Origin of the sequence: Streptococcus mitis (genome assembly GCF_003942795.1) — a bacterium.
In the GTDB taxonomy this organism is placed as follows: domain Bacteria; phylum Bacillota; class Bacilli; order Lactobacillales; family Streptococcaceae; genus Streptococcus; species Streptococcus mitis_BJ.
This window is the reverse complement of the sequence record NZ_RJNY01000016.1, coordinates 24,256-47,280: the sequence shown is the minus strand read 5'-3', so window position 1 is coordinate 47,280 and position 23,025 is coordinate 24,256. Positions and strand designations below refer to the sequence as shown.

Here is a 23,025-nt window from a genome sequence, read left to right as displayed (position 1 = left end):
GTATAATGTTTTTTGACAGAATTAATTCAATCCAATAGTCCAAAGAGTATTCTCCGTAGTATACTTTATTCTCCATAATCTTATAATCCTCTCTATTTATCAATCACAAAATATCTGTTAATATACATTATACCATAAAACAACTGCAATCTCTCAGTAACAATCTCTATAATTCTGTCTTAGTCCATCTAAAAATAAACTGCAACAAACTCATTCTTATTTGTAATAGTATAAACTATTTTTTAATTATACTTCGCTGATGCCTCAGCTCGTACAAGCAGTGCTACCGCCTCAACACGATGTGTCTGCGGAACTCAAAAGGTTGGGTGAACCTTTTGAGGTTTAACTGCGTTTCACTAACAAACTCACACACTCGACGTGTGGTGATAGCAAACTTCTATATTATAGAATGAAAGGGATAGAGTCGTTGTTTAAAATTAAACTTTAGAATGAAACTATTTTATAGTTACCATTTTACCATCTTTATAGCTGATAGTTGTCACTTAATAAATTTACTTGCTAACTTGTAAACTTGTTGAGTCTCTTTACTTTTAACGTCCCAACTACCAAATTCTTCTTTAATCAACTCTTTTATTATTCAGCTTTTTTCTCAATCAAATACCAACTAGGAATGATTTGCTTCATATCATCATACCATTCTAAAATTTCCTTAGCTTGATTTTGCATTACTGATATTTCTTCAACTCCGTAAGGAACAGACCATGGAAGAGCACCAATTATGTTATTTAGAATATAGATAACAAGAAGTTTCCAAAATAAATCTGGAACCTTATGATCAAAATATCCATCTATCATACCAGAGGCAAAAGAAGGTGAAACTTGAGCAGACCATACAATTCGATTGAATTCCTCCCAAGGATCTCCAAGATCAAATCGATCAAAGTCAATGACATAAATATTACGATCTTCACCAATCATGAAATTCCCGATATGATAATCTCCATGTTGGAAAACCTGAGGTCTATCTTTTAACAATTCTCGATTTGCATTTAAAAAATCAATAAAGATCTGACCATTTTCATATTGAACGGGACATTCTTTGTATTTGGAGATTTTGTCATCAATTTTTCGATTATAAAAGACCTCCCAATCTTCACGAACTTCTGTAACAGGGAGTGAATGAATTTTTTGAAGGATTCTTCCTGCTTCTACTCCATAAGTATATTGTTGTTCTTTCGAATAAGTTAAAATGGTTTCTCGAGCATCTTTCCCGTCTATCCATTCATGTAAAGAATGTACTTCGTCATCGCAGAGTTCTATGCTGATCGGTTTACACATCGGAACTCCAAGAGAAGCTACTTTCTCCATCATATCAAATTCAAATTTTTTAGAATCTAACTTCTCCTTATCAGAAACACGCAAGAAATATTTTTGCTGATTTTGATCTGTCACATAATATTTTTTATCATCTGACCAGCCTTTATTTATGGCTATTTTACTACTAAAATCCATCAAGCACTCCCCGATTCATTTCACAACACATTTTGCAGTTTTCACTAGTAACCTATCCAGTTCGTCTACGCTAGCTTGATTATTTAATGAATAATATTTTTACTGCTTCTTAGTTGCTCTCGATTATAACTACCTATATTCTATCACAAAAAACAAAAAAAGCCTTAAAATCAAGGCTTTTCTATACTTTCACAAATAATCCTAATAAATTTCCATTCAACTTCTTCTAAGCATCTTTTCTAAAAAATAAATTGACAATCTCATCTTCTGAAAAGCCTAGCTCACCAAGTTTTTCAAACAAAATTTTCACTAGCTTGTTAGATTCTTGATATCTTATCTCTTTTATTTCTTGCTCGCTTGCTATGACAAAATATCCTAATGTTCCACGGCTAGTAACCAAATTCTGTTCTTCGAGAACTTTCATTGCTTTTTGGACAGTTGCCGGATTACACTTCTCGTTTTCTGCTAATCTCCTTATTGAAGGAATTTGTTGTTCAGGTGCATAATCACCTCTTAAAATAGTCGTTCTTAATTTTGATGCAATTTGTAAATATAGATGGTGTTTCATTTAATCTTTTTATTATCACTTTCCCTAACAAACTTCCAATATGCAGAATAAGGGATGACTGTAGCTAGTAGAAGATAGTATTTATTTGCAAACATATCTGCTACTCCTTTTGCATTGAAATGAATAGGAACTTTCTCAGGGAGAAACCCACAAATAATGACTATGATGACCATCATTCCCAACAAAACCAAAATATCTTTTAACAGTCTATTTTTCATCTTATTTTCCTCCTTTAACTAGATAAAATTTAACTTGGTCATTTTTATATAAACTCTAAACGAAATAGCCAGTAAAATTACTGATACTGCTTGCAAAACAAATATAATCGGAAGATTAAAAAACCAATTAAGCAAAATAGGCGAAATAAGCGTAATCATACTAATAATTCCAGTTACAATAACAGGAAGACTTTGTTTGACAACTATCATCTCACTGTCCCAATCATAGTTAGGATATTTTTTATTTAATGAAATTCCGATTACCATTATAAAAAGGGAGTAACATATAGGAACAATAACTAGATTCATAACTTGAATAGGATTCATATCAAGTTTCAGCATAAATACAGATACAGAAATCATATATCCAATCAAATGAAGTGTAAGGTTGACAGCTATCTTAGCATTTAAAATCGTTTTCACTTCAACTGGAGAACTTTTCAAAATCCAAATATTTTTACCTTCTAAAGATATAGATGAAGCTGCTGGACAACTGAGTGAAAGCATAGAAGCAATAAAGACGGGAGCTAAGTTTGAAAGATACTCATTTATATTTTCAATTCCTGCAGAATTTCCTATTTGCCCTACAGAATTAAACAGGAAACATATACTAAAGACACATAAAAGAATCACTCCAAGCCCAGCATTCAAGACTGCCATATAAGAACTTAAAAATCGTCCAAGCTCTTTTTGATATAAGGAAAAAAACACCGATTTTCTTTCATAAGATACTTTGTCATTAGCATAACTTGATTTTGTATTGGCAAGTGTATTAAGTAGTCCATACTTCAACGAAGCAATTTTGACAAATAGATAAAAGACGACTATTGAAAGAACTATATAAAATCCCATCCCATAGTACATTGGAAAATTGTAGTATGACATAAATAGTCTAGAAATTGGATACAGTCCAGTAATTTGCTTAGCCAGAGTAACCCCAATACTACTTTCATCACCTGATTGCAAAGCTGATAATGCAAAATATCCAATTATACCTAGCATCGCAAATGAAAAAATAAGAGAGATAACATTTTTTCTTTTAAAAAAAGATGAAGCGACAACAATAACGAGTCCCATGCATGCCGCTATACACATGGGGATCAAAGGGGCAAAAATTATAGAAGTAAAATACAATAAAATCTGTAGGAGGTTTAAACTTCCGTTCAAGCCCCATATAATTCCACCCGGAAGCATAAACATTAAGCCTATTAAAAAATTCAATAAGTACATAAACATGAACTTGCTGGTGATAATATACGAACTTTTAACAGGTAAGGATTGGAGAATTTCCATATCTCGACTGCCAAATAAAATGCCATTCGAATAAAATACTGTCAAAAATAATATTGAAAAACTTGAGACAGAGACCATATATGCTGGAATCAAGTTCTGCTGTCCGACGTGTACCAATGTTTTCGCTGTTATTATATTATAAACAAAGCAAAATAAGGAAAGAGTTATTATGCCAAAACTCGCAATAGCCATTGAACTTTGTTTTTTATTTCGTGAATCTCTAATCTCGTTAATAGGAAAGAAATTAATCAATTGCGCTTTAAGCAGTATCCAAATGTTACTCATTGTTCTGCACCTCCATGAAAAATGCCTCCAATGATTCATCACCTTTGACGTCTCCTGTATTGCCACTTGCAATTAACTTTCCATTTTTGATAATGGCAATCTTATTACATAATTTTTCCGCAACATCCAATACATGGGTTGAAAAGAAAATAGCACCTCCATCTGAAACACACTCATGCATAATTTTCTTTAGTAGGAAAGTTGCTTTGGGATCTAGCCCAACAAAAGGTTCATCTAAAACCAACAGTTTGGGAGAATGTACAAGTGCAGAAATAATGGCTGTTCGTTGCTTCATTCCATGTGAATATGAAGAAATAATCCCCGAAAGATGCTCAGTCATATCAAATAAATCACCGTATTTTTGTATTCTCTCCTTGCGTATTTTTGTAGGAATTTCAAACAAGTCAGCAATAAAGTTAATATATTGAAGTCCTGTCATATGTTCATACAAATCTGGATTATCTGGGATATACGCCATCATTTTTTTACAAATAACAGGTTCTTCTTTAATAGAATGACCGTTGATAATTATACTTCCGTCTTCAAAATCATGGATACCGACAACTGCCTTTATCGTTGTCGTTTTGCCTGCACCATTTGCTCCAATAAAACCATAAATATCTCCAGGCTGTACTGAAATAGATAGGTTATCCACAACCTTCTTATCCCCATAACTTTTACTAAAATTCTTTATCTCTAACATATTTTCACCTCTATTGACAATTTGTCAGTCGTATTTTGAAATAATACCGATAGCTTGTTTTGATTTAGCTATCGGTACATAGTTCTCTTTACAAACATTCTATCTTTTTTTAATTGCTAAAGAGTCCTTTTGTATTTAGATTTTGTTCCAGCATTATCTTAAATGCATTCAAGTAATCTTTGACAGTTTCTTTCTTTGAAGTTTTAATACCTATGTTATTTGAAACAAAAACATAGGCTGTCATCAGAAATTCTGCTGTTTCTGATGGATATTTTACAGAAAATACTTTTTCTGAGATGCCTTGATTTATTATCCTCTCAAAAGATATAGTCAGTTTTTCAATGAGCTTATGAGATAACTTATCTAACATATAACGATTTTCTTCAAGATCAACCGTCTTTTGTAACTCAGTTCCTTCCGCTGAAACGTTATCTGTAGAGATTACTGTGGCATCTATAAAGGCTCTTATTTTTTCAATAGCTGTTTTGTCATCATCATTGACAATCACGTGAATATCACTCAATAATTTCTCTGAATAACGTTCCACGAGACAATACAGAATATCTTCTTTATTCTTAAAGTGATAGTATAACAAACCTCGTGATATATTTACCTTATCGACTATATCCTGAGTTGTTGTGTTCGCATATCCTTTCTCCATAAAGAGGAGCATAGCAGCGTCCATAATCTCAGCCCGTCGAATTTCCGGGTCTTTTACATCTCGCATTTTTTTCCTCCTATTTATGAATTATACTACTCTACTGACAAATTGTCAATTATAAAATTACCTTTTTGAGGATACCAAAAAAAGCTTGACACCAAGGCTTTTTTGTCAACATTTTTTCTAAGCTCGTACAAGCAGTGATGCTGCCTCAACATGTGGTGAGAGAAATTTCTATACTATAACACGATACAGAATAGTCAGAGTTTGAAATTATATTATGGAAGGATTCCACTCAAAGACAGCCATCCATAGTAAGGATAATTTGTGTGTGTTTGAAACCTGTATTTTTACTACTACATTCCATAACAATGTAGAAATCATCATCTTCCTCTGCTTTTACAACTATTCCCATTGAATATGGAGTTTTCCAAAGAGGTTCTCTTCCATAAAACTTTGCTACAAATTCATTTGTTGGATTTGGTGTTTCTGTACTAAAACCATTCTCAAATAGCCAAGCATGCCAATTTTTAAATGCTGGTGGAAAACCAAACATATAAATTGCTTGCATTGTAGATATTGCAAATTCCATTTCATCTTCCAAATTGATAACATACTTCTCCGTAGGATTTAGTCTATATCCATCTATAGTTTTTTCTGATTTCATACCACTATTAAGTTTAAGCTTTTTCATGATTATGCTCCTTTATTCATCTTTTGATTCTGGTCTTGCTTTGGTGTATGGTCTAGTTTCAGATATAAATTGCTCTATCTCTAAGAACGATTTTCCCAATTCATTCAAACTGAGAATCAACATATATTCTGCAACTTCACCAGAATGATCAATAGATCGTATAGGGGGTAATTTTTTGCGAAATTGCTCAAATGTATCTCCTACTTCTATCCATTCATCTATCTCACTATCATACCAACAATGAAGTTGTTTCCATAATTCATAATCACTTTCTTCAAGAAATTCTTCATCAACAGAAAAATATGCCCATGGAAATAATCGAGGAAAAACATCGGTATACGGTGTAAACGGAAACCAATAAGGATAGGCATACTCTTTAGTTTCTTGACCATCATTAACAATTAACTTAGTATCACCTTTACCACTAGACTTATTAACCCACTCTGTTGAATGTAGTTTAACTTCACCTCCAGTTTGTATAATTTCCATAAATTTTTTCTGAGATAGCAGAAAGTTATAATTTTGAATATGTTGCGGTAAATTCGTATAGGAAAGAAGGTGGTTATTTGATTGTTTATCCAAAAAAACTTGATTTATAGGAACTTTCACATAATATCCTTTGCCTCCTCCCTCTTTAGTTTTTTTAATTGTTTTAGGAGTTAACTCTTGCCAAATACACATACCATCATCAGGATTAAACAGAACAATTATACACGGAAGAGAATTCATCGTCCAATAATTATATTGTCTCTCATTTATGTTCCTAAAAATAATGCAGTTATCTTTTTTCTCCCTAAACCAACTTGGTCCTGACTTGATTTGTAATGCAAGGTGTTGTCTTGGTTTGCCATCTACAACAAATTCCATATGAGCATCTATACCTATATCATTAACTGGCTGCTCTCTAAACATCCAACTATTTCTTTCTGCAATAACTCCACATTGATGTATGCCAATCCTCTCAGTGCTACTAGCCATATCAATATCTACCTCCCTATATAACTAAATATACTAACAATTGATGTAATTCAAGGAGGCCTCAGTACAATTTGCAACAGCTAGTTGCCAGGCCTGATTAAAATCTCCACTACTTTAAATCACTTTATAGAAATGTTCCGAAAACTCATATGCTATGCTCGATTAAACTTTCCCTCTATGAAAAATAGAAAAGTTTGAATTTTGTAAACGTGAATACAATGCGAACTCTAAAGTTGAATAACAGTTAAGAAATGAATAATAAAATCTATGGTTAGAAATCCAATTACTAAATTTTATAAAAGTCATGTTTGAATCTACAAAAGAAAGTAATATCTCCCCATTAGGTTTCGTATATGTATGGTCCGCTAAATGGATAATATTCAGTACAGGAAATCTATCCAAAATTGTTCTAAATACATCAGTAGAACATCCATGAATAGGAAAAACTATTACATTCGGATCATTCGCAAATAAATCACAGATGCTTTGAATTTCTTCATTTGCTTTGATATTATCTTCTTATAAGTCTATCAAACTCATCGCCAATCCAAGTATCTCTAATATTATATATTCTATCACAAAAATGCAAAAAAAGGCTATAACCACAATAGTTGCCCACTATCATCATAACCTTTTGTCTACTCTATAAATCTACCTCAGTTCCCTCTAAGAATCTGACAGTTATCTGCCCATCCTCTGCAATTATAATATTATCCAATACTTGACACATCTCATGAGAATCAAATTCCCACAAGGGCTTGTTTATCATTTCTGCCAACTTCAAACTATAGTGCTTTTCTAGCGGACGATTTTCTTCTAAAACTTTGTTCCACTTTCCGTGCAACAAGTCAACATTCTTACTTAGTTGTTCTACAGCCATTACTACGGCTTTCTCAAGCATTTCTTCATCGATATGATTGTTTAAACATCCAATCTTGCCTTTAATCCTATATCGATTATTACACTGCCATACCTTCCGTTTACCACGACTTGTAGTCCAATTCTTCCTACCAAATGCTGAACCACATTCGGCGCAAAATACTTTTGTTGTAAAGGGATTGTTTTCTTTCTGCATGATATAAAATTGGAGCTTATGTTGTTCTCTAAATTTCTTTCTTCTTGCTATTTCTAACTGAACAATCTCCCACTTCTCTCTATCTAAGATTGGTTCATGATTGTTCTCGATATAGTATTGATTAACTTGTCCATCATTATCAATTCTTTTCTTCGTCAGGAAATCAACGGTATAGGTTTTCTGAAGCAAAGCATCACCCTTGTATTTTTCATTTTGAAGCATTTTCCATATAGCACTTGGGCACCACTTTGCTTTACCTGTGCAACCTGGTATTTCCTGTTCTCTTAACTCTTTGGAAATAAATTCTGGACTGTATCCTTCTAGAAATCTATCAAATATATACCTTACGACATTAGCTTGTTCATGGTTTATAATGAGATTTCCTTTTTCATCTTTGTCATATCCCATAAAGTTTGTAGTGTTTACCTGAACTACACCACGCTCAAATTTCTTACGAATTCCCCAAGTTGAATTTTCTGAAATAGATCTCGATTCATCCTGTGCGAGTGAGGATAAAATGGTAAGTAGTACTTCACCTTTTGAATCTAGGCTATCAATATTCTCTTTTTCAAACGTTACTCCGATGCCTAGTTCTTTCAGTTCTCTTACATATTTGATGCAGTCCAATGTATTTCTGGCAAATCTACTAATAGATTTAACTAAAATTCTATCCACCTTACCATCTCTACAATCTTGTATTAGTCGGTTAAAAGCATCACGTTTTTTTGTATTAGTTGCTGAAATGCCTTCATCTGCATAGATGTCTACTAACTCATAATCTTCATGTTTTAAGATGTATTCACGGTAATAATTGACCTGATTCTCATAACTTGATAGCTGCTCGTCTTGGTCTGTAGACACTCGACAATAAGCGGCTACTCTGATTTTTTTCTGAATTTGAGATATGACTGTTTGATGTACCTTTTTGGCCGGTATAACTGTAATGTTTTTCTCCATCTTCAATCCTTTCTAACACAATTACTGGTGAACTTAGTTTCCAATCTTCAATATCCCTTTCAGGGACTCTCATACCTTTACAGGAATTTTTTCCTTCTTTGATATATTTGGAACAACACCAAACAATCTTTTTCTTATAAGATACCTGTCTTTTTAATGTTGAACCACAATATTGGCATTTTAACATTCTAGAAAATTTATAGGTTTTATTTGTACCTTGGATCCGAGAACGGCTTTTCATTTTTACCTGAACCTTTTCCCATATTTCCTTAGATACAATTCCTTCATGATTATCTTCAATATAGTATTGTTCAACCTGCCCTTGATTTAATTTCTTTGGACCGTTTACACCGTCATGAAAGTATTTTTGAAGTAGTAAAGAGCCTTTGTATTTTTCGTTTTTTAAGATATTACGAATTGTACTGTCATACCATTTCTTTCCTGTTACAGTTGAAACCTTGCCCTCATTAAGTTTTTTAGCAATCCTATGTGTACCCATTCCTTCCAAATAACTATAAAAGATGGTTCTTACTATTTGCGCTTCTGCTTTGTTTATAACAAGTTCACCTTTTTCGTTTAAATCATACCCTAAAAACCGTTTAGCATTAATGAGTAATTCTCCTTTCTGGAACTTTCTACGAAAACTCCATCGTTGGTTTCCGCTCATGCTTTGTAACTCTTCCTCAGCCAAACTTGCTAACACAGTCAAGACAACCTCACCTTCATTTGATAAAGTGTGGATATTCTGCTCTTCAAAAAAGATATCAATACCAAGAGTTTTTAATTCTCGACTTATTTCAAGAACATTGATGAGATCTCTTGCAAACCTTGATATTGACTTAGTATGGATAACATCAATTTGTCCTTTTCTACAAGCACCTAACATAGTTTGAAAATCAGGTCTATCATACTTTGAACCCGAAATCCCTTTGTCACAAAAAACACCCAAAAACTCAACATCATCACGTTCAGCATACAACTTTTCAAAATAGACTTTTTGATTCTCTAGCGAATCAAGTTGACTTCCGTTGGTTGTAGAAACTCGAACATATGCACAAATTCTCTTTTTTCTTTTGTTATTCTTTGCTTCAATTTTTCTTATATTCATTTTTCCTCCTACAAGAAGTTTTTACACACTATATATCCCTCTAAACACTATATTAGTCAAGTAATCAGCAACCCTGTTCTTTAATAAAATGTCTATATATCCCTCTTACCTTAATAGGTAATTTCAAGATAGTTTTTTCCGGTTTTAAGAAAAAAATCAAAAAGAAAAAGCCTGATGTATTTCACCAGGCTTAGATTTTTTATTTGAAATTTAATCGCAATATGTTATAATAAACGTAGAAAAAGAGCTGAGCGCCAACTCAGCTCCATGTAGAACCGTTAAAAAGACGGTGACTCTCTATTATCAGACTATAACTCGTCCAACAACTCGGTCAAAAGTGGGGACGGGTTATTTCTTTTTGTCATCGTCCTTGAAGATTTTATAGCACAAACCAATCAAAGCAATGGTAAAAGTACCAAAGCCAAAGATGGTTTGAACGACTTCAAATGAGCTCAAACACGCTCCTCCTTTCCGTCAGATTTTGATGAATTACCCATAGGCATCACCTCTCTTTCGGTATAAGGAGCCACCGTCTTCACTTTTCTACAATAGATATTATACCACATGAGCCACCAACTTCGGTGGTTTATTTTTTTAAAGATTTATTTTAATAGTAGCATTTGCAAACTCTTAATTAGTAGTAATCAAACCATCAGGTTCAATCGTAAATTCTGGTTTTACTGATAGCGAACCATCGGCCTTGAGATAATACCAGCCATTTCCTGATTTAATAAATTGCTTAGATTTCATATCTCCATCTTTTTCATCTAAGTAATACCAAGTTTCACGATATTTTACCCAACCTTTAGCCATTCGACCATCCGACTTAAAGTAATACCACCTATGATCGATATGCATCCAACCAGTAACCATGGCACCGCGCTTATCAAAATAAAACCAATCCTTGCCATCATTGAACCATTTATTGATGAAACAGTAGCCTCTATTATCAAAGTAGAACCATTCTCCTTTAATATTTTTCCATTGAGATTTTGGATAAGAGCCATCTGATTCTTCCCACCACCAGCCAACTTCGTTTCGTTTCCAGTTTCCTTCAGTTAGACCAGATTCAATATCTTTCTTAAACTGTTCTCTACTAATGCCCCATTTTGCAAGGTATGGATAGGGATCTACATGGTCACTTCCATTATTTGGTTGGTTGTAAGTACAAAATTGATGAGTTTTAATCCCAGCAAGACTACTAGAATCTAGAGTTTTAGGGATTCCAGCCTCGTCAGCTAACTCACGTAATAGCTTGACATAAAGTCGATAATCTCTCATGAATTCTTCTTTAGATTCATGACTTTCTATCAGTTCAACTTGAGCGTAACCTTCAACATTCCATCCGCCACCAACATCATAGGCACCTCGGTCGACTAACCATGTTTGCATGATACGACCATTCCCTACCACATGAGAGAAGAATCCTGACTCAACTGGACGACGCATATGGTAATCTGCTTCATTTTGTGCCGTAGAGTTAGGATTTCCTGTTGAGTGAGCATGAACCTGTCGATAGGGTTGTTCCCCAATTTGAGGAAGATTTGTTCGTAATCTACTTTTATCAATTTCCATGATTATCCTCCTTATCATCGTTAGACTTTTCTTCAGTTAGATGTTCAAAAGCTTTTAAAATTGGTTTAAAAAGCAAAATATTCCCTTTTACTTTTTGATAGTTCTCAATTAGTGATTGGAAAGTAAAAACTAGGTATCCGATATAAATCGAATACAGAAACATAAATCCAGTTTTTTCAGGCAACAAAACAGACATCGGAATCAATAACAGTAACATAAAAATCCCTAAGACTTTACGAATTAATCCATTGATTCCAATTCTACTCTTATACTCAACATCTGGATTTACAATGGCAGCAAATGTGCCTGATGCAAAGTCTACAATTTCCATGATGACAATTAACGCTAACGCATACAAAATAAGCCCATCTTCTGTTTCGATGAGCTTTCTTAAAAAATTAAACAATTCAATATCCATTTTTAATACTCCCTATAGTTCTTTTTTATTTGACTCAATTTCAGCTAAAACAGCATCTTCTAATTCATATCGTTTATCTCGGAACAATTTTTCTTGGTTTCTCATTTCGAGACGATGCTCCGCATAGAGCTCTGAATGATAGAGAAACTCAGATACTGTAGAAACACCATGTTCATCAACATCAACAGTATACTGCTTAACTACTTCATCACCAATCTTCAAATTTCCAATCAAACGTGTTGTTTTAGTAATTTCTAATGCCATTAACTTTCTCCTTTCTCTCTTTTAGTTTTTACTTCCTCAAATAAGTCTTTTAGGTCTGAGTCGTATTCTAATACATCTTTCATTAACTGCAATTCGCTTGCAACAACCAAATAAAGAGCCTCATTTTGTGCTGCTTGACCTTCGGTTTGTGCTAGTTTCTTAGTCAACGACTCCATTGCTAATTGATGGATTAAATCTGTGTTCATCTTCTAACATCTCCAATCGTTTATTTAATTTTCGAATATCAAGTATTAACTCTTGAATTCCTTTTAAAGCGATATTCGTTAATCTTGTATTATCAAGATTCAGAAAACCACCATTTTCATACACAAGTGACGAGTCAATTTGTTGAACATCTTGAGCGATGAGTCCAATTTTGGTATGAGCCTTTTGAATACGATTCCCTATTTTCTTCCAGTCATACTCTTTAAATTGAAATCTTTTGATAAAATCGAGTGCTTTATAGTTAGATAAGCGTATATTCTCTTTTAAGTTTTTATCAGAAAAATGTTGGTTAACAATTTTCCATAAGCTATAAGCATTTCCGTTATATGAGTAGTAAATATCATTTCCTGATCCACCAAAGTCTAGAGACACATTATTAGAATTCCAATAACTAATAGTTCCTGTAGTTGAGCCATTAATGCTACTTTTGCCGTACTTTAACCAGCCAATTCCTTTTGCCTTAATGTATCCTTCGACCGTCAATAGAAAATCATCACTATCACTTGCAGTGTTTCCAGTAGTAAAATCTGAATCTTTGTAAATAAATAAGCCGTAAGGAACATTGTCTCCTCGGCCATAAGAACCTATAAATTGTACGCCTAAACCATCTTTAGAATTAAACTGACGAGGAACATTAATCTGTAATCCACCGTTGATAGCGTCAAATGAACCATAAGCACCTAACTTAATTTTTGTTTCTCCAGTTAATAATCCACCAGAAATTGTGGTTCCAGTTATTGTGCCACCCTGAATTCTGTCACCACTTAGTAAGCCTGACTTTATTTGACTAGCATCGATCCTAACACTTTGTACACTATTGATAAAAGCATTCTTAGCAAACAGCTGTCGTAAATAAGCTTCATTTGCAACTAACTTATTAAAAAACGCTTGATCCACGACAATTTTATCTGCTGTTACTGAATTCGATGCTAATACCATAGTAGTTACAGACCCAGATTCAAAGTTTGATGTCTTTAATTTATCAATCATTCCTGATTTAATGACTGCTCTATCAATTAAAGTATCCCCAGTGATATGAGTTGCCTTACCAATGATTCTATTGATTCCATTCGCGCCTAGATTAATACCTGAAATTAAAGAGCCTGCATTAGTTAAATTTTGAATCGAATAGGAACCTTGATGTTGCTGAACAAGACTTTCTGTTGCAATTTGTTGAAAAGATGTACTATCTACAAAGTTATTAGGTGGCTGACTACCTCGAACAATTGAAATTTGGCCAACTGCCACAGTGCCGTTCTTTTCTACCCAAATATGAAGCCCAAAATCATCTGTTTTTGTCACGGTTTTATTTATCGTAAAAGTTCCTGTAAAAATTTGAGCTGCGCCCGTTCTAGTCGGACTGATAGTGAAACCTCCTATTGAGTTACCTGATTTGATTTCAAAACCAACTTTTCCATCAGGTAGTACATCTATCCATAAATTGACCCTATAAGAAAGTTTCTCACCAGCAACAAATTTTTGACTATGAAGAGGCATTTGGAAACCACGCCAACCATTTGTTGTCCTACCACTTTGAGCAATTCTTAGCAGCTTGTATTCATTAGTTCCAGTCATAACTAAATTCGAATTCGGTTCACGTTCTCTATATTTACTAAAATTGGTTGGATCGTATACTAAGTTTTGGGTATCAATTAAATCACTGACTCTTGTAATCAGTCCTTCGGATGTTTGTAAAACCTGACTAATTGATTTACCTTGTTCACTAATAGTTCTTGTATGGCTACCTAGAGTATCTTTTACCTCGTTAAAGGCTGTTACAGTTGTTAAATCTTCGATAGGTTTAGTCCAATAATTTGGAAAGATATCTCCAGTAGTAATCATTAAAGCTCTCCAATGAAACTTACCTGAACTTGCTCCATCAATACGAAATTGTAATTCAAAGTTTTTAAAATTATTGAACATCTCATCTGTTACCATTCGAGAAATTTTAATAAGATGGTAGTTTGTACCAGTTTTTAAGGCGCTAGACCAAGAGGTATGAAAGGGATTAGAATGAACACTCCATACAGCGCTATTATCTGATTTTTTATATCCTGGACCTTGTAAAATAATTCTAGGAGTAACAGTTGAATCTAAAACAACATTATCGATAGAAATATAAACAAATAGGTTGATTTTTGTCCCTGCATAAATGCCAGTCGCATCACCATAAGGAATTTTTCCTAATGTTTGAATCCAATTGAGTTTCGAGTTTATTTCTTTGTATGAAGTCCAACTATCACTGGAACCAGATGCTAAGTTTCGATGAGAAACACTAGTTGGTATTAAAGCTTTAGTTTCACTAATAGTCCGACTGAAACTATTGGATGTTTCTCTAACTAAATTTTGCACGCTAGAGTTCGTTACATAACCTCTATCTAGAATATTTTTATCAACATCTGATTTAGTTTGAAATCCTTTTAAATTTATTACGGATTCTACCTGACTACTGGTCAATCGTTTGGCTATTTCACCTGCTTGGATTTTAATTGTTGTTTCAGTACTAGCAAGTCGATTTGTCGTTTGATTAAAATCTGTTTGTGATACTTTAGTCTTTATAGCATCTGCAGCAACTTGTAAATCAGCTTTAGTTTTAGATATTGCTAATGCGTTCTCTGATATTCTTTGGAGTGCTTCACTAGCTGTTTGTTTAATATTTTCTACATAGGTCNTTTCAGCTTTTAGATTTATTTTATCCTTGGCTTGTGATATTTCCGTTCGTTGTTGCTCTACGGTATTTTTGATAGCATCAAAGTCTGTCTTTGAAACCTTGTTAGTAATAACCCCCTTAAGCTTATCAATTGAAGATTCTACTGTCGTAATTTGATTCAATAAGCTATTCTTGCTGAGTTCAACTAAACGGTTTGCTTCAGCAATAGCTTCCTTTTTATAATTTAAAGTATCTGTTAGAACTGTATTAGTAGTTTCTTTAACTTCTTTACTGACCTCTAAGGCATGATTAGCTAAATCTCTACTACTATTTGCTTTAGCCAATACATCGTTGTATCTATTTTCATTAAGTGATTCATTAGATAGAACTTTAGAACCAACATCAGCAATCTTTCCTTCAATCTCTTGACGAATGCCATCTGCGTAAACTTCTGCACTAGCTTTGACTTTTTCAATATCATCTAGAATTGATTCTTTTTGTTTAGTGAATTCGGCATCAAATGCTGTGTTCGCATTTCTCAAAGCTTTTTCAATTGCGACTTCTTGTAATGTGAAACCGGAGTCTAAAATTTCATTCGCGACAGTTGAAATTGCACTATTTGAAGTTGAAGCACCTACCATTGGTTTATCATCAAAAGTAATCGAGATATATTCTTGTGTCAGTGCGTCAAATTCATAAGCGACTGCCTTTTTTGGAATATCAATCTCATGTTTCATACTCTTGATATATACAGTATCACCTAAATGTACAACCTGCCCATCGAGTTCATAGGCTTCAATCGTAATAGCATCCGATAACTTATCAATTCCTTCATTCTTAAACTTAGCCTCAGCCCACTTCCTTAACTCCTCAATGCTTTTAAGAGTATTATTTTCGTACTCTTTTTCATTGATATATGGATAGAAAGTGATTAGAGGACTATCGACAGTAATTTTAATTGTCTGATCTTTATCTTTACCATCTGGTTTAAATGTTGATTTTGCATGAATACGAGTAATGATTGATTGAGTTGATTTGGTTCTCTTGTAAGACTTTAGATTCTTATGTGTTGTTATGACAACACCCCTATTTTCACCTCTATTCTTCTTGATTGTCAGAGCCAAATTGTCACGAATCAACTCCCCTTCCCAAGTTCCTATGATTGAATGTGCACCATCCATTAAGACAGCATAGAGTGTCTTTACTTCATTTGTATTGAAAGTACGGCGATCTGTAACATCACTCGTAAATGAAAAATCACCAAGATTGGTCTTAGTATTTTGAACCATTTGGGATAAGGCCATACCACAAGTAAGATTAGCAACACTAATTGGTTCGATAGACCGTTGCATAATATCATCTGAAATATGGTAGGCGGTTATATCCAAACTATCATCGTTTTCAATTGGTTTTTTAATACGAAATAACTGGAATCCTAAGACAGGCACAGGAGCCTTGATAAGCATATCCTCTTTTATTTGTTTATAGATACCAGAATCGGTAATTGGATAGCGAATAGATAAGGTGAAATCACCGTTCAGGGTTTCTTTTACAATAGCAGAGCTAGTTTCATGAAGAGGTAATCCATTCCACTTTGCAGTTCTGATATCTTTGTTCAACAAAAATAACATTTAAGCCCACCCCCAATTTGTTTCAAAGCTTAAAGAAGTAATACCTCTACCAAGAACAACACCTACTTCTTTTTTAGAGCTTGGATCAATAGTGATAAAATCACCAGACCATTTGATGTACTTTTTGCTAACCGTTAGAAAACTTGGACTATTTGGTTCGTTTACCATCACAAGAGGTTCTGTAAGTTTTTCAATTTTAATAACCTGATCTCCAATCGTAAACTGAGTCTCAGTTGCCGAATTCCCCATTATCGTTATTTTTGGGAACGCTAGAGACGTCCCTTGAACTCTAAGTACACCGTTTGATGTCAAAGTTTGTCTATCCATTGATTTAAAAAACTTTGTAGGATGACAAATAAAGGTAGCTTTCGTCGCATACACACCATCTCTCTCTTGTTTTACCTCAGTACATTTTACTCGATAACACCAAAGACGTGTGGTTTTCATCCGTTCACTCTCAAGCCAAAACTGCTCCTTGATAAATAGACCCATAAATTGATGGAGTTGTTCTTCTGAGGGCTTAACAATGTAAATCGTATATGATTTTTCAATCAAATCTCGGTGCCGATTTGTTTGCGAAAGAGCCCCACTCATTCCTTTATGTTCTAATAAACTCGTCTTACTCTCCGCTAGGATAACAGAAGGCGATTCGTGGACAATCACCTTAAAAGGAAAACTAGAAGTTCCAATTCCATCTATGACTAACTCGTTTCTTTTAATCATATAGTGGCTCCTCTCAATTGTTTTTGACGTGCTAATTCTTCTGCGATTCGACTTGCTACTTCATTTGCTATTTTTTCAATATCTGCTTGTTCTCGGATAATATTCCCAGTAATCGAAATGTTGATGTCTGGCATTCTTAAATCCATCGTTCTTGCAATACCTCTTCCGATTGCCCCAAGAGTAGATTCATTTAAAGGAAGTACCGCTTCGTTTCCTGCTTCTCCTCCTACCATTAGGGAATTCCCTATTGTTCCGAAGGCAGTTGGTTTTGTTAAAATTCCCCCTTTTGCATACCACTCAATTCCGATTCTAGGAATTTGTCCCTTTAACCAATCCAGAGGGTTTGCAGATCCTGACACACTAAAATGAGGTAAAGGAATGTGTGGCCACTGAAATCTGAAATTAAAGAGATTTTTGATAGCAGTTATAGCAGTTGAAACTGCATTTTTGGCAGTGTTGATTGCATTTGAAATCGTATTTTTTACTCCATTCCAAACATTGGACACTGTACTTGAGATTCCATTTAGAATACCTGAAATAGTTGAACTGATACTATTCCAAATTGTACTGACAACATTACTAATTGCTGATAATAGATTACTAATTGTGTTCTTAATCCCATTCCAGGTGTTTGATATAAGTTGACTAATAGTACTTAGAACTAAGCTTACAATTGACTTGATGGATTCCCATACTGTTGAAATAACTGCCTTTATTGTTTCCCATGCACCAGACCAATCTCCTGTAATAATTTGCATTACTGCTTTAATAATGCCTAAGACAAGATTGATTGCCGTTTCAACTACTTGTTTGATGATTTCCCAAGCTGTGCTGATGATTAGTTTTATGTTTTCCCATGCTGCCTGAATATAGGGTTCTAGAATAGACATAACGGTAGTTATAACTGTTGAGATTGCATTCCAAACTGTTGTTGCGGCTTCAAGAATTAACTCTTGATTCTCAGTCCACCACGAAGTCAGTGTCCCCCAGATGCTTAAAATAAAGTCTGATATTTCTTGAATGATAGTAGATATAAAAGAATAAATAGCATTCCAAATATCCATTACTGCTGTTCTAAATCCCTCGTTATGTTCCCAAAGTTCTTTTATTCCAACAATTAACAAAGCAAGAACAGCTATAATTCCTAAGACTATAGCTATAATAGGCGCTACACTTGCTATTAAGCCACCAATTGTGACACCCATTGCTAAGGTAGCTGCCTGAAGTGCTAAAAATATAGGGAGTAATAATCCTAATCCAGTAATGAGGCTACCTACAATAATGATAAATTGTTTTACTGGCGTTGATAAACTAGAGAACCACTCTGCAACTGAACGTAACAAATCAGCTAAAATCTCTAGTATCGGTGCAAAAGTGACAGCAATAGCATCTCCAACTTCAGCTAATGCTAACTTAGCTTCATTTTGAGCAGTTGTAAATTTATCAATTGGATCTAGTGTCGCTTCATAAGTTGAGCCGACTGTTCCTGATGCTTTCTTTGCTGTTTCAGCCAAGTCATCAAAAGATAATGCTCCACGATTAATAGCATCCACCATTCGTGGAGCACCCTTCGTTCCAAATATATCTGAAGCGAGAGTTAACTTTTCAGTTTCACTAGTTGAATTTCTAATTTTTTCGATGGTTTCAGATAAACCTTGCTGTAAGGTCTTTCCAGAAGCCGCATACTTCACAGATGCTTTTGATAGGGATGATAAAGAGGCTGATGAATCCACACCAGCCTTTTCAAATTTCCCCATTAAAGCAACACCCTCATCAAATGAAAGTCCTAGTGCCTTAATTTGTGGTGCTCCAGAAACAACCTTATCCATCAAATCTTGAACTCCCACACCAGTAGCTTGACTGGTAAAGGTGACAGTATCAAGAACACTAGACAAATCCGTTGCCTGTAAGCCGTATGCTTCTATAGCTTTCTTAGCTGAAATAGCCGATGAAGTAACATCACTCCCATTTATAGATGCAAATTGGATGAGATAACTTGAAGCTGATTTTAAACTATCACCGGTTAAACCAAATTGTGTGTTCAACTCACCAACGGCACTTCCAGCAGTATTAAAGTCTGTAGGAATTTCTGTAGCAAGGTTCTTTGCGATAGTTGTCATCTCTTCTAAAGCTTGGCCAGAAGCACCAGTTTTGGTGACAATGATATCCATCCCTTCATCAACTTCGTTAAAAGCTTCAAGCGACTGTTTCCCAAAATCAATCAATTTTTGTGATAATTCTGCTAAACGGTCACTGAATTCCATTAGGATTTCTGCTTTTAAGAGATGATTGATGTCTGATAGATTATCCTTTGCACTTATTGAACTAGTGCTCATCTCTTCCATCTCATTTTGAAGGTGATTATAGGCCGTTTTGGTATCATTTAGAGTCTGTTCCAGTTTATTGGCTTCAATTGAATTTTCGCCATACTGAGATTTTGTTAGTTCTAGCTGTTTCTCTAAATTCTGAATCTGTTTTTCTAGTAAAGAGGAACTTTCATTTACTTTTCTTTGAGCTAAAGCTAGCTTTTCAGATTCACTAGAACTTGAAGAAAGTTCACTTTCTTGTAATTTAAATTGACTCGTTAATTTTTCACTCTCAGAAGCTAGACGAGCTTGTTCTTGTTTCAAGCTATCCCATTGACTTTTAGTACTACCTATTCGATTACCATTTTCCGATAAGGCTTGGTTGACACCCTCTAGTTTGCCTTCGTAACTTTTCAGTACTGTCTGTGTAGTTTCTACTTCCCTTTGAAAGGCTCGATATTGTTCCGCACCAATAGTACCAGACTTAAATTGAGCTTCAACTTGAGCTTGTGCCTGCCTTAAGGTAGCTAACTTTTCTTTAGTTGTTTCAACTTGTTTAGCAAGCACTTCTTGTTTTTGAGTAAGGAGTGTGACATTTCCTGTATCAAACTTAAGAGCCTTATCAATTTGTTTCAATTCTTTAGTTGATTCAGCGGCTTGTTTATTTATCCCTTTTAAGGCATTTTGCAAGGGTTGTGTGTCACCACCAATTTCTATTGTGATGCCTTTTATATTTCCAGCCATGTTCACATCTCCTTTCTATTAAAAATTATCAAAATCACTTTGATTCGCTTTTCTTGTTTTGCTTGTTTCATTTGTCCGCAAGTTTACATAATCAGTTTGATAATCAAGAGCCATCCCTATTGAAATATGCTTTAAGTCGTTTATGGATAAGCCAGTTTCCTTACAACAAAATAGATAGCTTTCTACCGTAAAGATTTCTTCGCTTGCTGTTTCTGTTTGATCTGCTTTTTTCTTGTATTCATCCCTTGGTTAAGCATATTCATTAAGATAGTTGCTACTTCTTGAACCGGAAACTCCTCCATCTCTATAAAGAATTCTTTGAATGGTTTAATTTTTGGATTAGCAGATTTCGCAAACACCCAAAAAATTCTGTGAAAAAAAGTCATATCAAAATTAGTCAGGATGGATAAATCAATATCACCAGCCTCAAGATTTTCTTCCTCATTTAGGTGCTCAATCTTATCAAGAATTGACTGCGAACTCACCATTGAAAACAAGTCTTGAAAATAATCTTTACCAAACTGTTCTTTATAGGCAATGGGTGTATACGCATTAGTAGCCAATTCATAGGTCTTTCCTGAAATTGTAATACTATCTCTCATCTGTAACTCCTTTATTCACGAGGTTCAAAGACTTCCTTGAACCAATTCTGACGAATCTCATCACTTGTTTCTTCTGTCGTTTTGCGACGAACCACCTTATCAAGTGGACGAGGACTTGCCGTAAAGTTTAGCTCAACCTCATTAATATCTGAACCAGATTTTGTTTTTGATCCCATTGATGGACGTGATGCGTAACAGTAATACAAAACATGAAGCGTTTCTTTCTTATCTCCTTCAAAACGAAACATCAGAGCAAAATTCTTCTTTTCAGCATTTGCGATTTCAGAAATTGTTTTAGTTGTTGGATCTAATTTTTCTCCTAAGACACGAGTTAAAAATTCTTGAGTTAATAAGGCGAGCTTCAATGTTCCCTCATAACCATCATTTGATTCTGAAGTATAAAAGTTGATATTATCTGCCTTGTATGAACCTTTGTCACCAGTCGGTTCCAAGGTTAGTTCTGCTGCACCTCGTAATCGTTCAACCGTCCCATAAGTCAATGCGCCATTTGAAGCTTCAGTTGTAACTTCTGCCCAATGAACATCTTGTAATCCAAAGGTAACTTTATTTTTTTCAGTCATAACTATCCTCCGTTTAATGAAATGTAATATGTAATTTGATACAGTTTTTCTGTTGAGATATAAGTCTCTACTTTGTCAAAAAAAATTGAATGACTATCAAATAAGTCATCCATCTTGGTTTCGATTTCTAAGTCCTTCTTTAAGGTATAGAGTTCCACTTGAAGATTAAGAGTCTTATGATAGCTCCAATTATCAGCTCCAGCATTTTCTGAGTCCTTAACAAGATATACAATAAATGGTGGTGCTGGACTTCTTCCTTCTTCAAAATGATGATAAGCTACTGGCAACTTTGTTTTTATTAAAATGTTATAGAACTCTTTTAATGTCATAAACTCCTCACAATCTTTGTCTCAGCTTATCTTCAAGTGACTTAACAGCACTTTTTTCAACGATTTCAATATGTTTTTGCCCTTCTACTCGACCACCATTTTGTTTAGCGTGACCATTTTCTAAGAGATGAGTTAAGCCTGGTGTTCGGTTGTGAATAGACTTTGTTAAGCCTGTAGAACTATCACTTGTGGTCTTGCTTTTCCAACCTCGTGCATACTTACCAGTTTTTCGTGGTGAAGAGATCTTTAAAGTATCTACAGCACTGTCTGTTACTTCTTCTACTACCTCTCGCATTGCAGATGTCGTCTCTTTAATGTAATCACCCAACTCTTGATCAATTACTTTTTCCAACTCATCCATTTCTATCCTGTTCATAGTCATTCTCCTTAGTTGCTACAATATAAATCAATTGCCTAGGAACGCTATCACCATCAATTGAATCTATCGTAAAGTAGGCGTCTCTGTACTTTATCCTAGTTTTTAATGAACTTAGATTTAGTACCGCTTTGTCGTACCTTAGTGTAAATTGAATTTTGTTATAAAGAAGTTTAGACACACTCCCCTCATTTTCTGTCAACGTCAATGGGCGACTAGAACACCATCTTTGGAAAACCGTGTTCCAAATTGAAGATTCATTTCCAATTTCATCAACCACAATTTTACGCACTTCAAATGTAAGACGGTCACGTAACGGAGCGATTTTCATCAAAAAATATCCTTCCTATCAGCTAATAGTAGGTGATATAACATTTGTTTTAACTCTTTATAATTAGCTGTTTCACGGTGTTCATAAAGATAGGCAACCCCATACAGGATTGCCATTCTTAGAACCTCACTGTAAGTATTCTGCCTTAATGTTTCTTCACAGAGTTTTTTACTCGTATCAATCAATTGCGTAATCAAGTCATCTTCATCTGTGTTTTCTACCTTAAGGTAAAGTTTTGCTTCTTCTAGACTTATCAT

Annotated in this window: 24 protein-coding genes; all 24 read right to left on the bottom strand. The window is 34.4% G+C overall.

Annotated features, from left to right (window positions below):
- Nucleotides 1–594: 594 nt before the first annotated feature.
- On the bottom strand, nt 595–1,473 hold the full coding sequence (locus D8847_RS07740; RefSeq protein WP_125841192.1) for an aminoglycoside phosphotransferase family protein: 879 nt from the start codon (nt 1,471–1,473) through the stop codon (nt 595–597).
- A 226-nt stretch (nt 1,474–1,699) separates the two neighbouring features.
- The gene (locus D8847_RS07735; RefSeq protein ID WP_125841191.1) at nt 1,700–2,041 is read right to left on the bottom strand and encodes a GntR family transcriptional regulator; all 342 of its coding nucleotides are present in this window, start codon (nt 2,039–2,041) and stop codon (nt 1,700–1,702) included.
- Nucleotides 2,038–2,259, bottom strand: coding sequence for a DUF1648 domain-containing protein (locus D8847_RS07730; RefSeq protein WP_002890487.1), 222 nt, complete (start codon nt 2,257–2,259; stop codon nt 2,038–2,040). Before D8847_RS07730 ends, D8847_RS07735 begins: the two co-directional genes overlap by 4 nt.
- A gap of 18 nt (nt 2,260–2,277) precedes the next feature.
- Nucleotides 2,278–3,837, bottom strand: a complete 1,560-nt coding sequence (locus tag D8847_RS07725; protein ID WP_125841190.1) for a putative ABC transporter permease subunit — start codon at nt 3,835–3,837, stop codon at nt 2,278–2,280.
- Nucleotides 3,830–4,540, bottom strand: a complete 711-nt coding sequence (locus tag D8847_RS07720; RefSeq protein ID WP_125841189.1) for an ABC transporter ATP-binding protein — start codon at nt 4,538–4,540, stop codon at nt 3,830–3,832. The genes D8847_RS07725 and D8847_RS07720 overlap by 8 nt, the downstream gene beginning before the upstream one ends.
- Before the next feature lie 109 nt (nt 4,541–4,649).
- On the bottom strand, nt 4,650–5,267 hold the full coding sequence (locus tag D8847_RS07715) for a TetR/AcrR family transcriptional regulator (protein WP_125841188.1): 618 nt from the start codon (nt 5,265–5,267) through the stop codon (nt 4,650–4,652).
- Between the two features lie 229 nt (nt 5,268–5,496).
- Entirely contained in the window at nt 5,497–5,895 is a 399-nt protein-coding gene (locus D8847_RS07710) for a hypothetical protein (RefSeq protein ID WP_102210767.1), read from the bottom strand.
- 12 nt (nt 5,896–5,907) lie between these two features.
- Nucleotides 5,908–6,873 carry a DUF4365 domain-containing protein gene (locus D8847_RS07705; RefSeq protein ID WP_125841187.1) on the bottom strand — a complete coding sequence of 322 codons (966 nt, stop codon included), beginning with the start codon at nt 6,871–6,873 and terminating at the stop codon, nt 5,908–5,910.
- A 643-nt stretch (nt 6,874–7,516) separates the two neighbouring features.
- On the bottom strand, nt 7,517–8,845 hold the full coding sequence (locus tag D8847_RS07700) for a recombinase family protein (RefSeq protein WP_419991701.1): 1,329 nt from the start codon (nt 8,843–8,845) through the stop codon (nt 7,517–7,519).
- A complete protein-coding gene (locus tag D8847_RS10655) occupies nt 8,772–10,013 on the bottom strand; it encodes a recombinase family protein (RefSeq protein ID WP_185757939.1) in 1,242 nt (413 codons plus the stop codon). Before D8847_RS10655 ends, D8847_RS07700 begins: the two co-directional genes overlap by 74 nt.
- A gap of 348 nt (nt 10,014–10,361) precedes the next feature.
- Nucleotides 10,362–10,469: a putative holin-like toxin gene (locus D8847_RS07685; protein WP_080980497.1), complete on the bottom strand. Its 108-nt coding sequence runs from the start codon at nt 10,467–10,469 to the stop codon at nt 10,362–10,364.
- 174 nt (nt 10,470–10,643) lie between these two features.
- The gene (locus D8847_RS07680) at nt 10,644–11,588 is read right to left on the bottom strand and encodes an N-acetylmuramoyl-L-alanine amidase family protein (protein WP_125841184.1); all 945 of its coding nucleotides are present in this window, start codon (nt 11,586–11,588) and stop codon (nt 10,644–10,646) included.
- Nucleotides 11,578–12,006 (bottom strand): phage holin family protein, encoded by a 429-nt coding sequence (locus tag D8847_RS07675; RefSeq protein ID WP_049501424.1) that lies wholly within the window; start codon nt 12,004–12,006, stop codon nt 11,578–11,580. Before D8847_RS07675 ends, D8847_RS07680 begins: the two co-directional genes overlap by 11 nt.
- A gap of 12 nt (nt 12,007–12,018) precedes the next feature.
- The gene (locus tag D8847_RS07670) at nt 12,019–12,270 is read right to left on the bottom strand and encodes a hypothetical protein (protein WP_125841183.1); all 252 of its coding nucleotides are present in this window, start codon (nt 12,268–12,270) and stop codon (nt 12,019–12,021) included.
- Nucleotides 12,270–12,476 (bottom strand): hypothetical protein, encoded by a 207-nt coding sequence (locus D8847_RS07665; RefSeq protein WP_001090723.1) that lies wholly within the window; start codon nt 12,474–12,476, stop codon nt 12,270–12,272. Before D8847_RS07665 ends, D8847_RS07670 begins: the two co-directional genes overlap by 1 nt.
- Nucleotides 12,430–16,776 carry a phage tail spike protein gene (locus tag D8847_RS10810; RefSeq protein WP_260467777.1) on the bottom strand — a complete coding sequence of 1,449 codons (4,347 nt, stop codon included), beginning with the start codon at nt 16,774–16,776 and terminating at the stop codon, nt 12,430–12,432. Before D8847_RS10810 ends, D8847_RS07665 begins: the two co-directional genes overlap by 47 nt.
- Nucleotides 16,777–17,499, bottom strand: a complete 723-nt coding sequence (locus tag D8847_RS07650) for a phage tail protein (RefSeq protein WP_045616011.1) — start codon at nt 17,497–17,499, stop codon at nt 16,777–16,779. It lies immediately after the preceding gene.
- Nucleotides 17,496–20,549 (bottom strand): phage tail tape measure protein, encoded by a 3,054-nt coding sequence (locus tag D8847_RS07645; RefSeq protein ID WP_125841182.1) that lies wholly within the window; start codon nt 20,547–20,549, stop codon nt 17,496–17,498. Before D8847_RS07645 ends, D8847_RS07650 begins: the two co-directional genes overlap by 4 nt.
- A 182-nt stretch (nt 20,550–20,731) precedes the next feature.
- A complete protein-coding gene (locus tag D8847_RS07640) occupies nt 20,732–21,151 on the bottom strand; it encodes a hypothetical protein (RefSeq protein ID WP_049501429.1) in 420 nt (139 codons plus the stop codon).
- Between the two features lie 11 nt (nt 21,152–21,162).
- Nucleotides 21,163–21,732 carry a major tail protein gene (locus D8847_RS07635; RefSeq protein WP_045616007.1) on the bottom strand — a complete coding sequence of 190 codons (570 nt, stop codon included), beginning with the start codon at nt 21,730–21,732 and terminating at the stop codon, nt 21,163–21,165.
- 2 nt (nt 21,733–21,734) lie between these two features.
- Nucleotides 21,735–22,061 carry a hypothetical protein gene (locus tag D8847_RS07630; protein WP_049501430.1) on the bottom strand — a complete coding sequence of 109 codons (327 nt, stop codon included), beginning with the start codon at nt 22,059–22,061 and terminating at the stop codon, nt 21,735–21,737.
- 7 nt (nt 22,062–22,068) lie between these two features.
- A complete protein-coding gene (locus tag D8847_RS07625) occupies nt 22,069–22,437 on the bottom strand; it encodes an HK97 gp10 family phage protein (protein ID WP_125841181.1) in 369 nt (122 codons plus the stop codon).
- Nucleotides 22,415–22,768: a head-tail adaptor protein gene (locus D8847_RS07620; RefSeq protein WP_061421027.1), complete on the bottom strand. Its 354-nt coding sequence runs from the start codon at nt 22,766–22,768 to the stop codon at nt 22,415–22,417. The genes D8847_RS07625 and D8847_RS07620 overlap by 23 nt, the downstream gene beginning before the upstream one ends.
- Nucleotides 22,768–23,025, bottom strand: a complete 258-nt coding sequence (locus D8847_RS07615; protein WP_006153583.1) for a head-tail connector protein — start codon at nt 23,023–23,025, stop codon at nt 22,768–22,770. The genes D8847_RS07620 and D8847_RS07615 overlap by 1 nt, the downstream gene beginning before the upstream one ends.

Bases quoted from the DNA above. Each gene is read 5' to 3' on its own strand.
- D8847_RS07740 (WP_125841192.1), bottom strand. From the start codon at position 1,473: ATGGATTTTAGTAGTAAAATAGCCATAAATAAAGGCTGGTCAGATGAT.
- D8847_RS07735 (WP_125841191.1), bottom strand. From the start codon at position 2,041: ATGAAACACCATCTATATTTACAAATTGCATCAAAATTAAGAACGACT.
- D8847_RS07730 (WP_002890487.1), bottom strand. From the start codon at position 2,259: ATGAAAAATAGACTGTTAAAAGATATTTTGGTTTTGTTGGGAATGATG.
- D8847_RS07725 (WP_125841190.1), bottom strand. From the start codon at position 3,837: ATGAGTAACATTTGGATACTGCTTAAAGCGCAATTGATTAATTTCTTT.
- D8847_RS07720 (WP_125841189.1), bottom strand. From the start codon at position 4,540: ATGTTAGAGATAAAGAATTTTAGTAAAAGTTATGGGGATAAGAAGGTT.
- D8847_RS07715 (WP_125841188.1), bottom strand. From the start codon at position 5,267: ATGCGAGATGTAAAAGACCCGGAAATTCGACGGGCTGAGATTATGGAC.
- D8847_RS07710 (WP_102210767.1), bottom strand. From the start codon at position 5,895: ATGAAAAAGCTTAAACTTAATAGTGGTATGAAATCAGAAAAAACTATA.
- D8847_RS07705 (WP_125841187.1), bottom strand. From the start codon at position 6,873: ATGGCTAGTAGCACTGAGAGGATTGGCATACATCAATGTGGAGTTATT.
- D8847_RS10655 (WP_185757939.1), bottom strand. From the start codon at position 10,013: ATGAATATAAGAAAAATTGAAGCAAAGAATAACAAAAGAAAAAAGAGA.
- D8847_RS07680 (WP_125841184.1), bottom strand. From the start codon at position 11,588: ATGGAAATTGATAAAAGTAGATTACGAACAAATCTTCCTCAAATTGGG.
- D8847_RS07675 (WP_049501424.1), bottom strand. From the start codon at position 12,006: ATGGATATTGAATTGTTTAATTTTTTAAGAAAGCTCATCGAAACAGAA.
- D8847_RS07670 (WP_125841183.1), bottom strand. From the start codon at position 12,270: ATGGCATTAGAAATTACTAAAACAACACGTTTGATTGGAAATTTGAAG.
- D8847_RS07665 (WP_001090723.1), bottom strand. From the start codon at position 12,476: ATGAACACAGATTTAATCCATCAATTAGCAATGGAGTCGTTGACTAAG.
- D8847_RS07650 (WP_045616011.1), bottom strand. From the start codon at position 17,499: ATGATTAAAAGAAACGAGTTAGTCATAGATGGAATTGGAACTTCTAGT.
- D8847_RS07645 (WP_125841182.1), bottom strand. From the start codon at position 20,549: ATGGCTGGAAATATAAAAGGCATCACAATAGAAATTGGTGGTGACACA.
- D8847_RS07640 (WP_049501429.1), bottom strand. From the start codon at position 21,151: ATGAGAGATAGTATTACAATTTCAGGAAAGACCTATGAATTGGCTACT.
- D8847_RS07635 (WP_045616007.1), bottom strand. From the start codon at position 21,732: ATGACTGAAAAAAATAAAGTTACCTTTGGATTACAAGATGTTCATTGG.
- D8847_RS07630 (WP_049501430.1), bottom strand. From the start codon at position 22,061: ATGACATTAAAAGAGTTCTATAACATTTTAATAAAAACAAAGTTGCCA.
- D8847_RS07625 (WP_125841181.1), bottom strand. From the start codon at position 22,437: ATGAACAGGATAGAAATGGATGAGTTGGAAAAAGTAATTGATCAAGAG.
- D8847_RS07620 (WP_061421027.1), bottom strand. From the start codon at position 22,768: ATGAAAATCGCTCCGTTACGTGACCGTCTTACATTTGAAGTGCGTAAA.
- D8847_RS07615 (WP_006153583.1), bottom strand. From the start codon at position 23,025: ATGATAAGTCTAGAAGAAGCAAAACTTTACCTTAAGGTAGAAAACACA.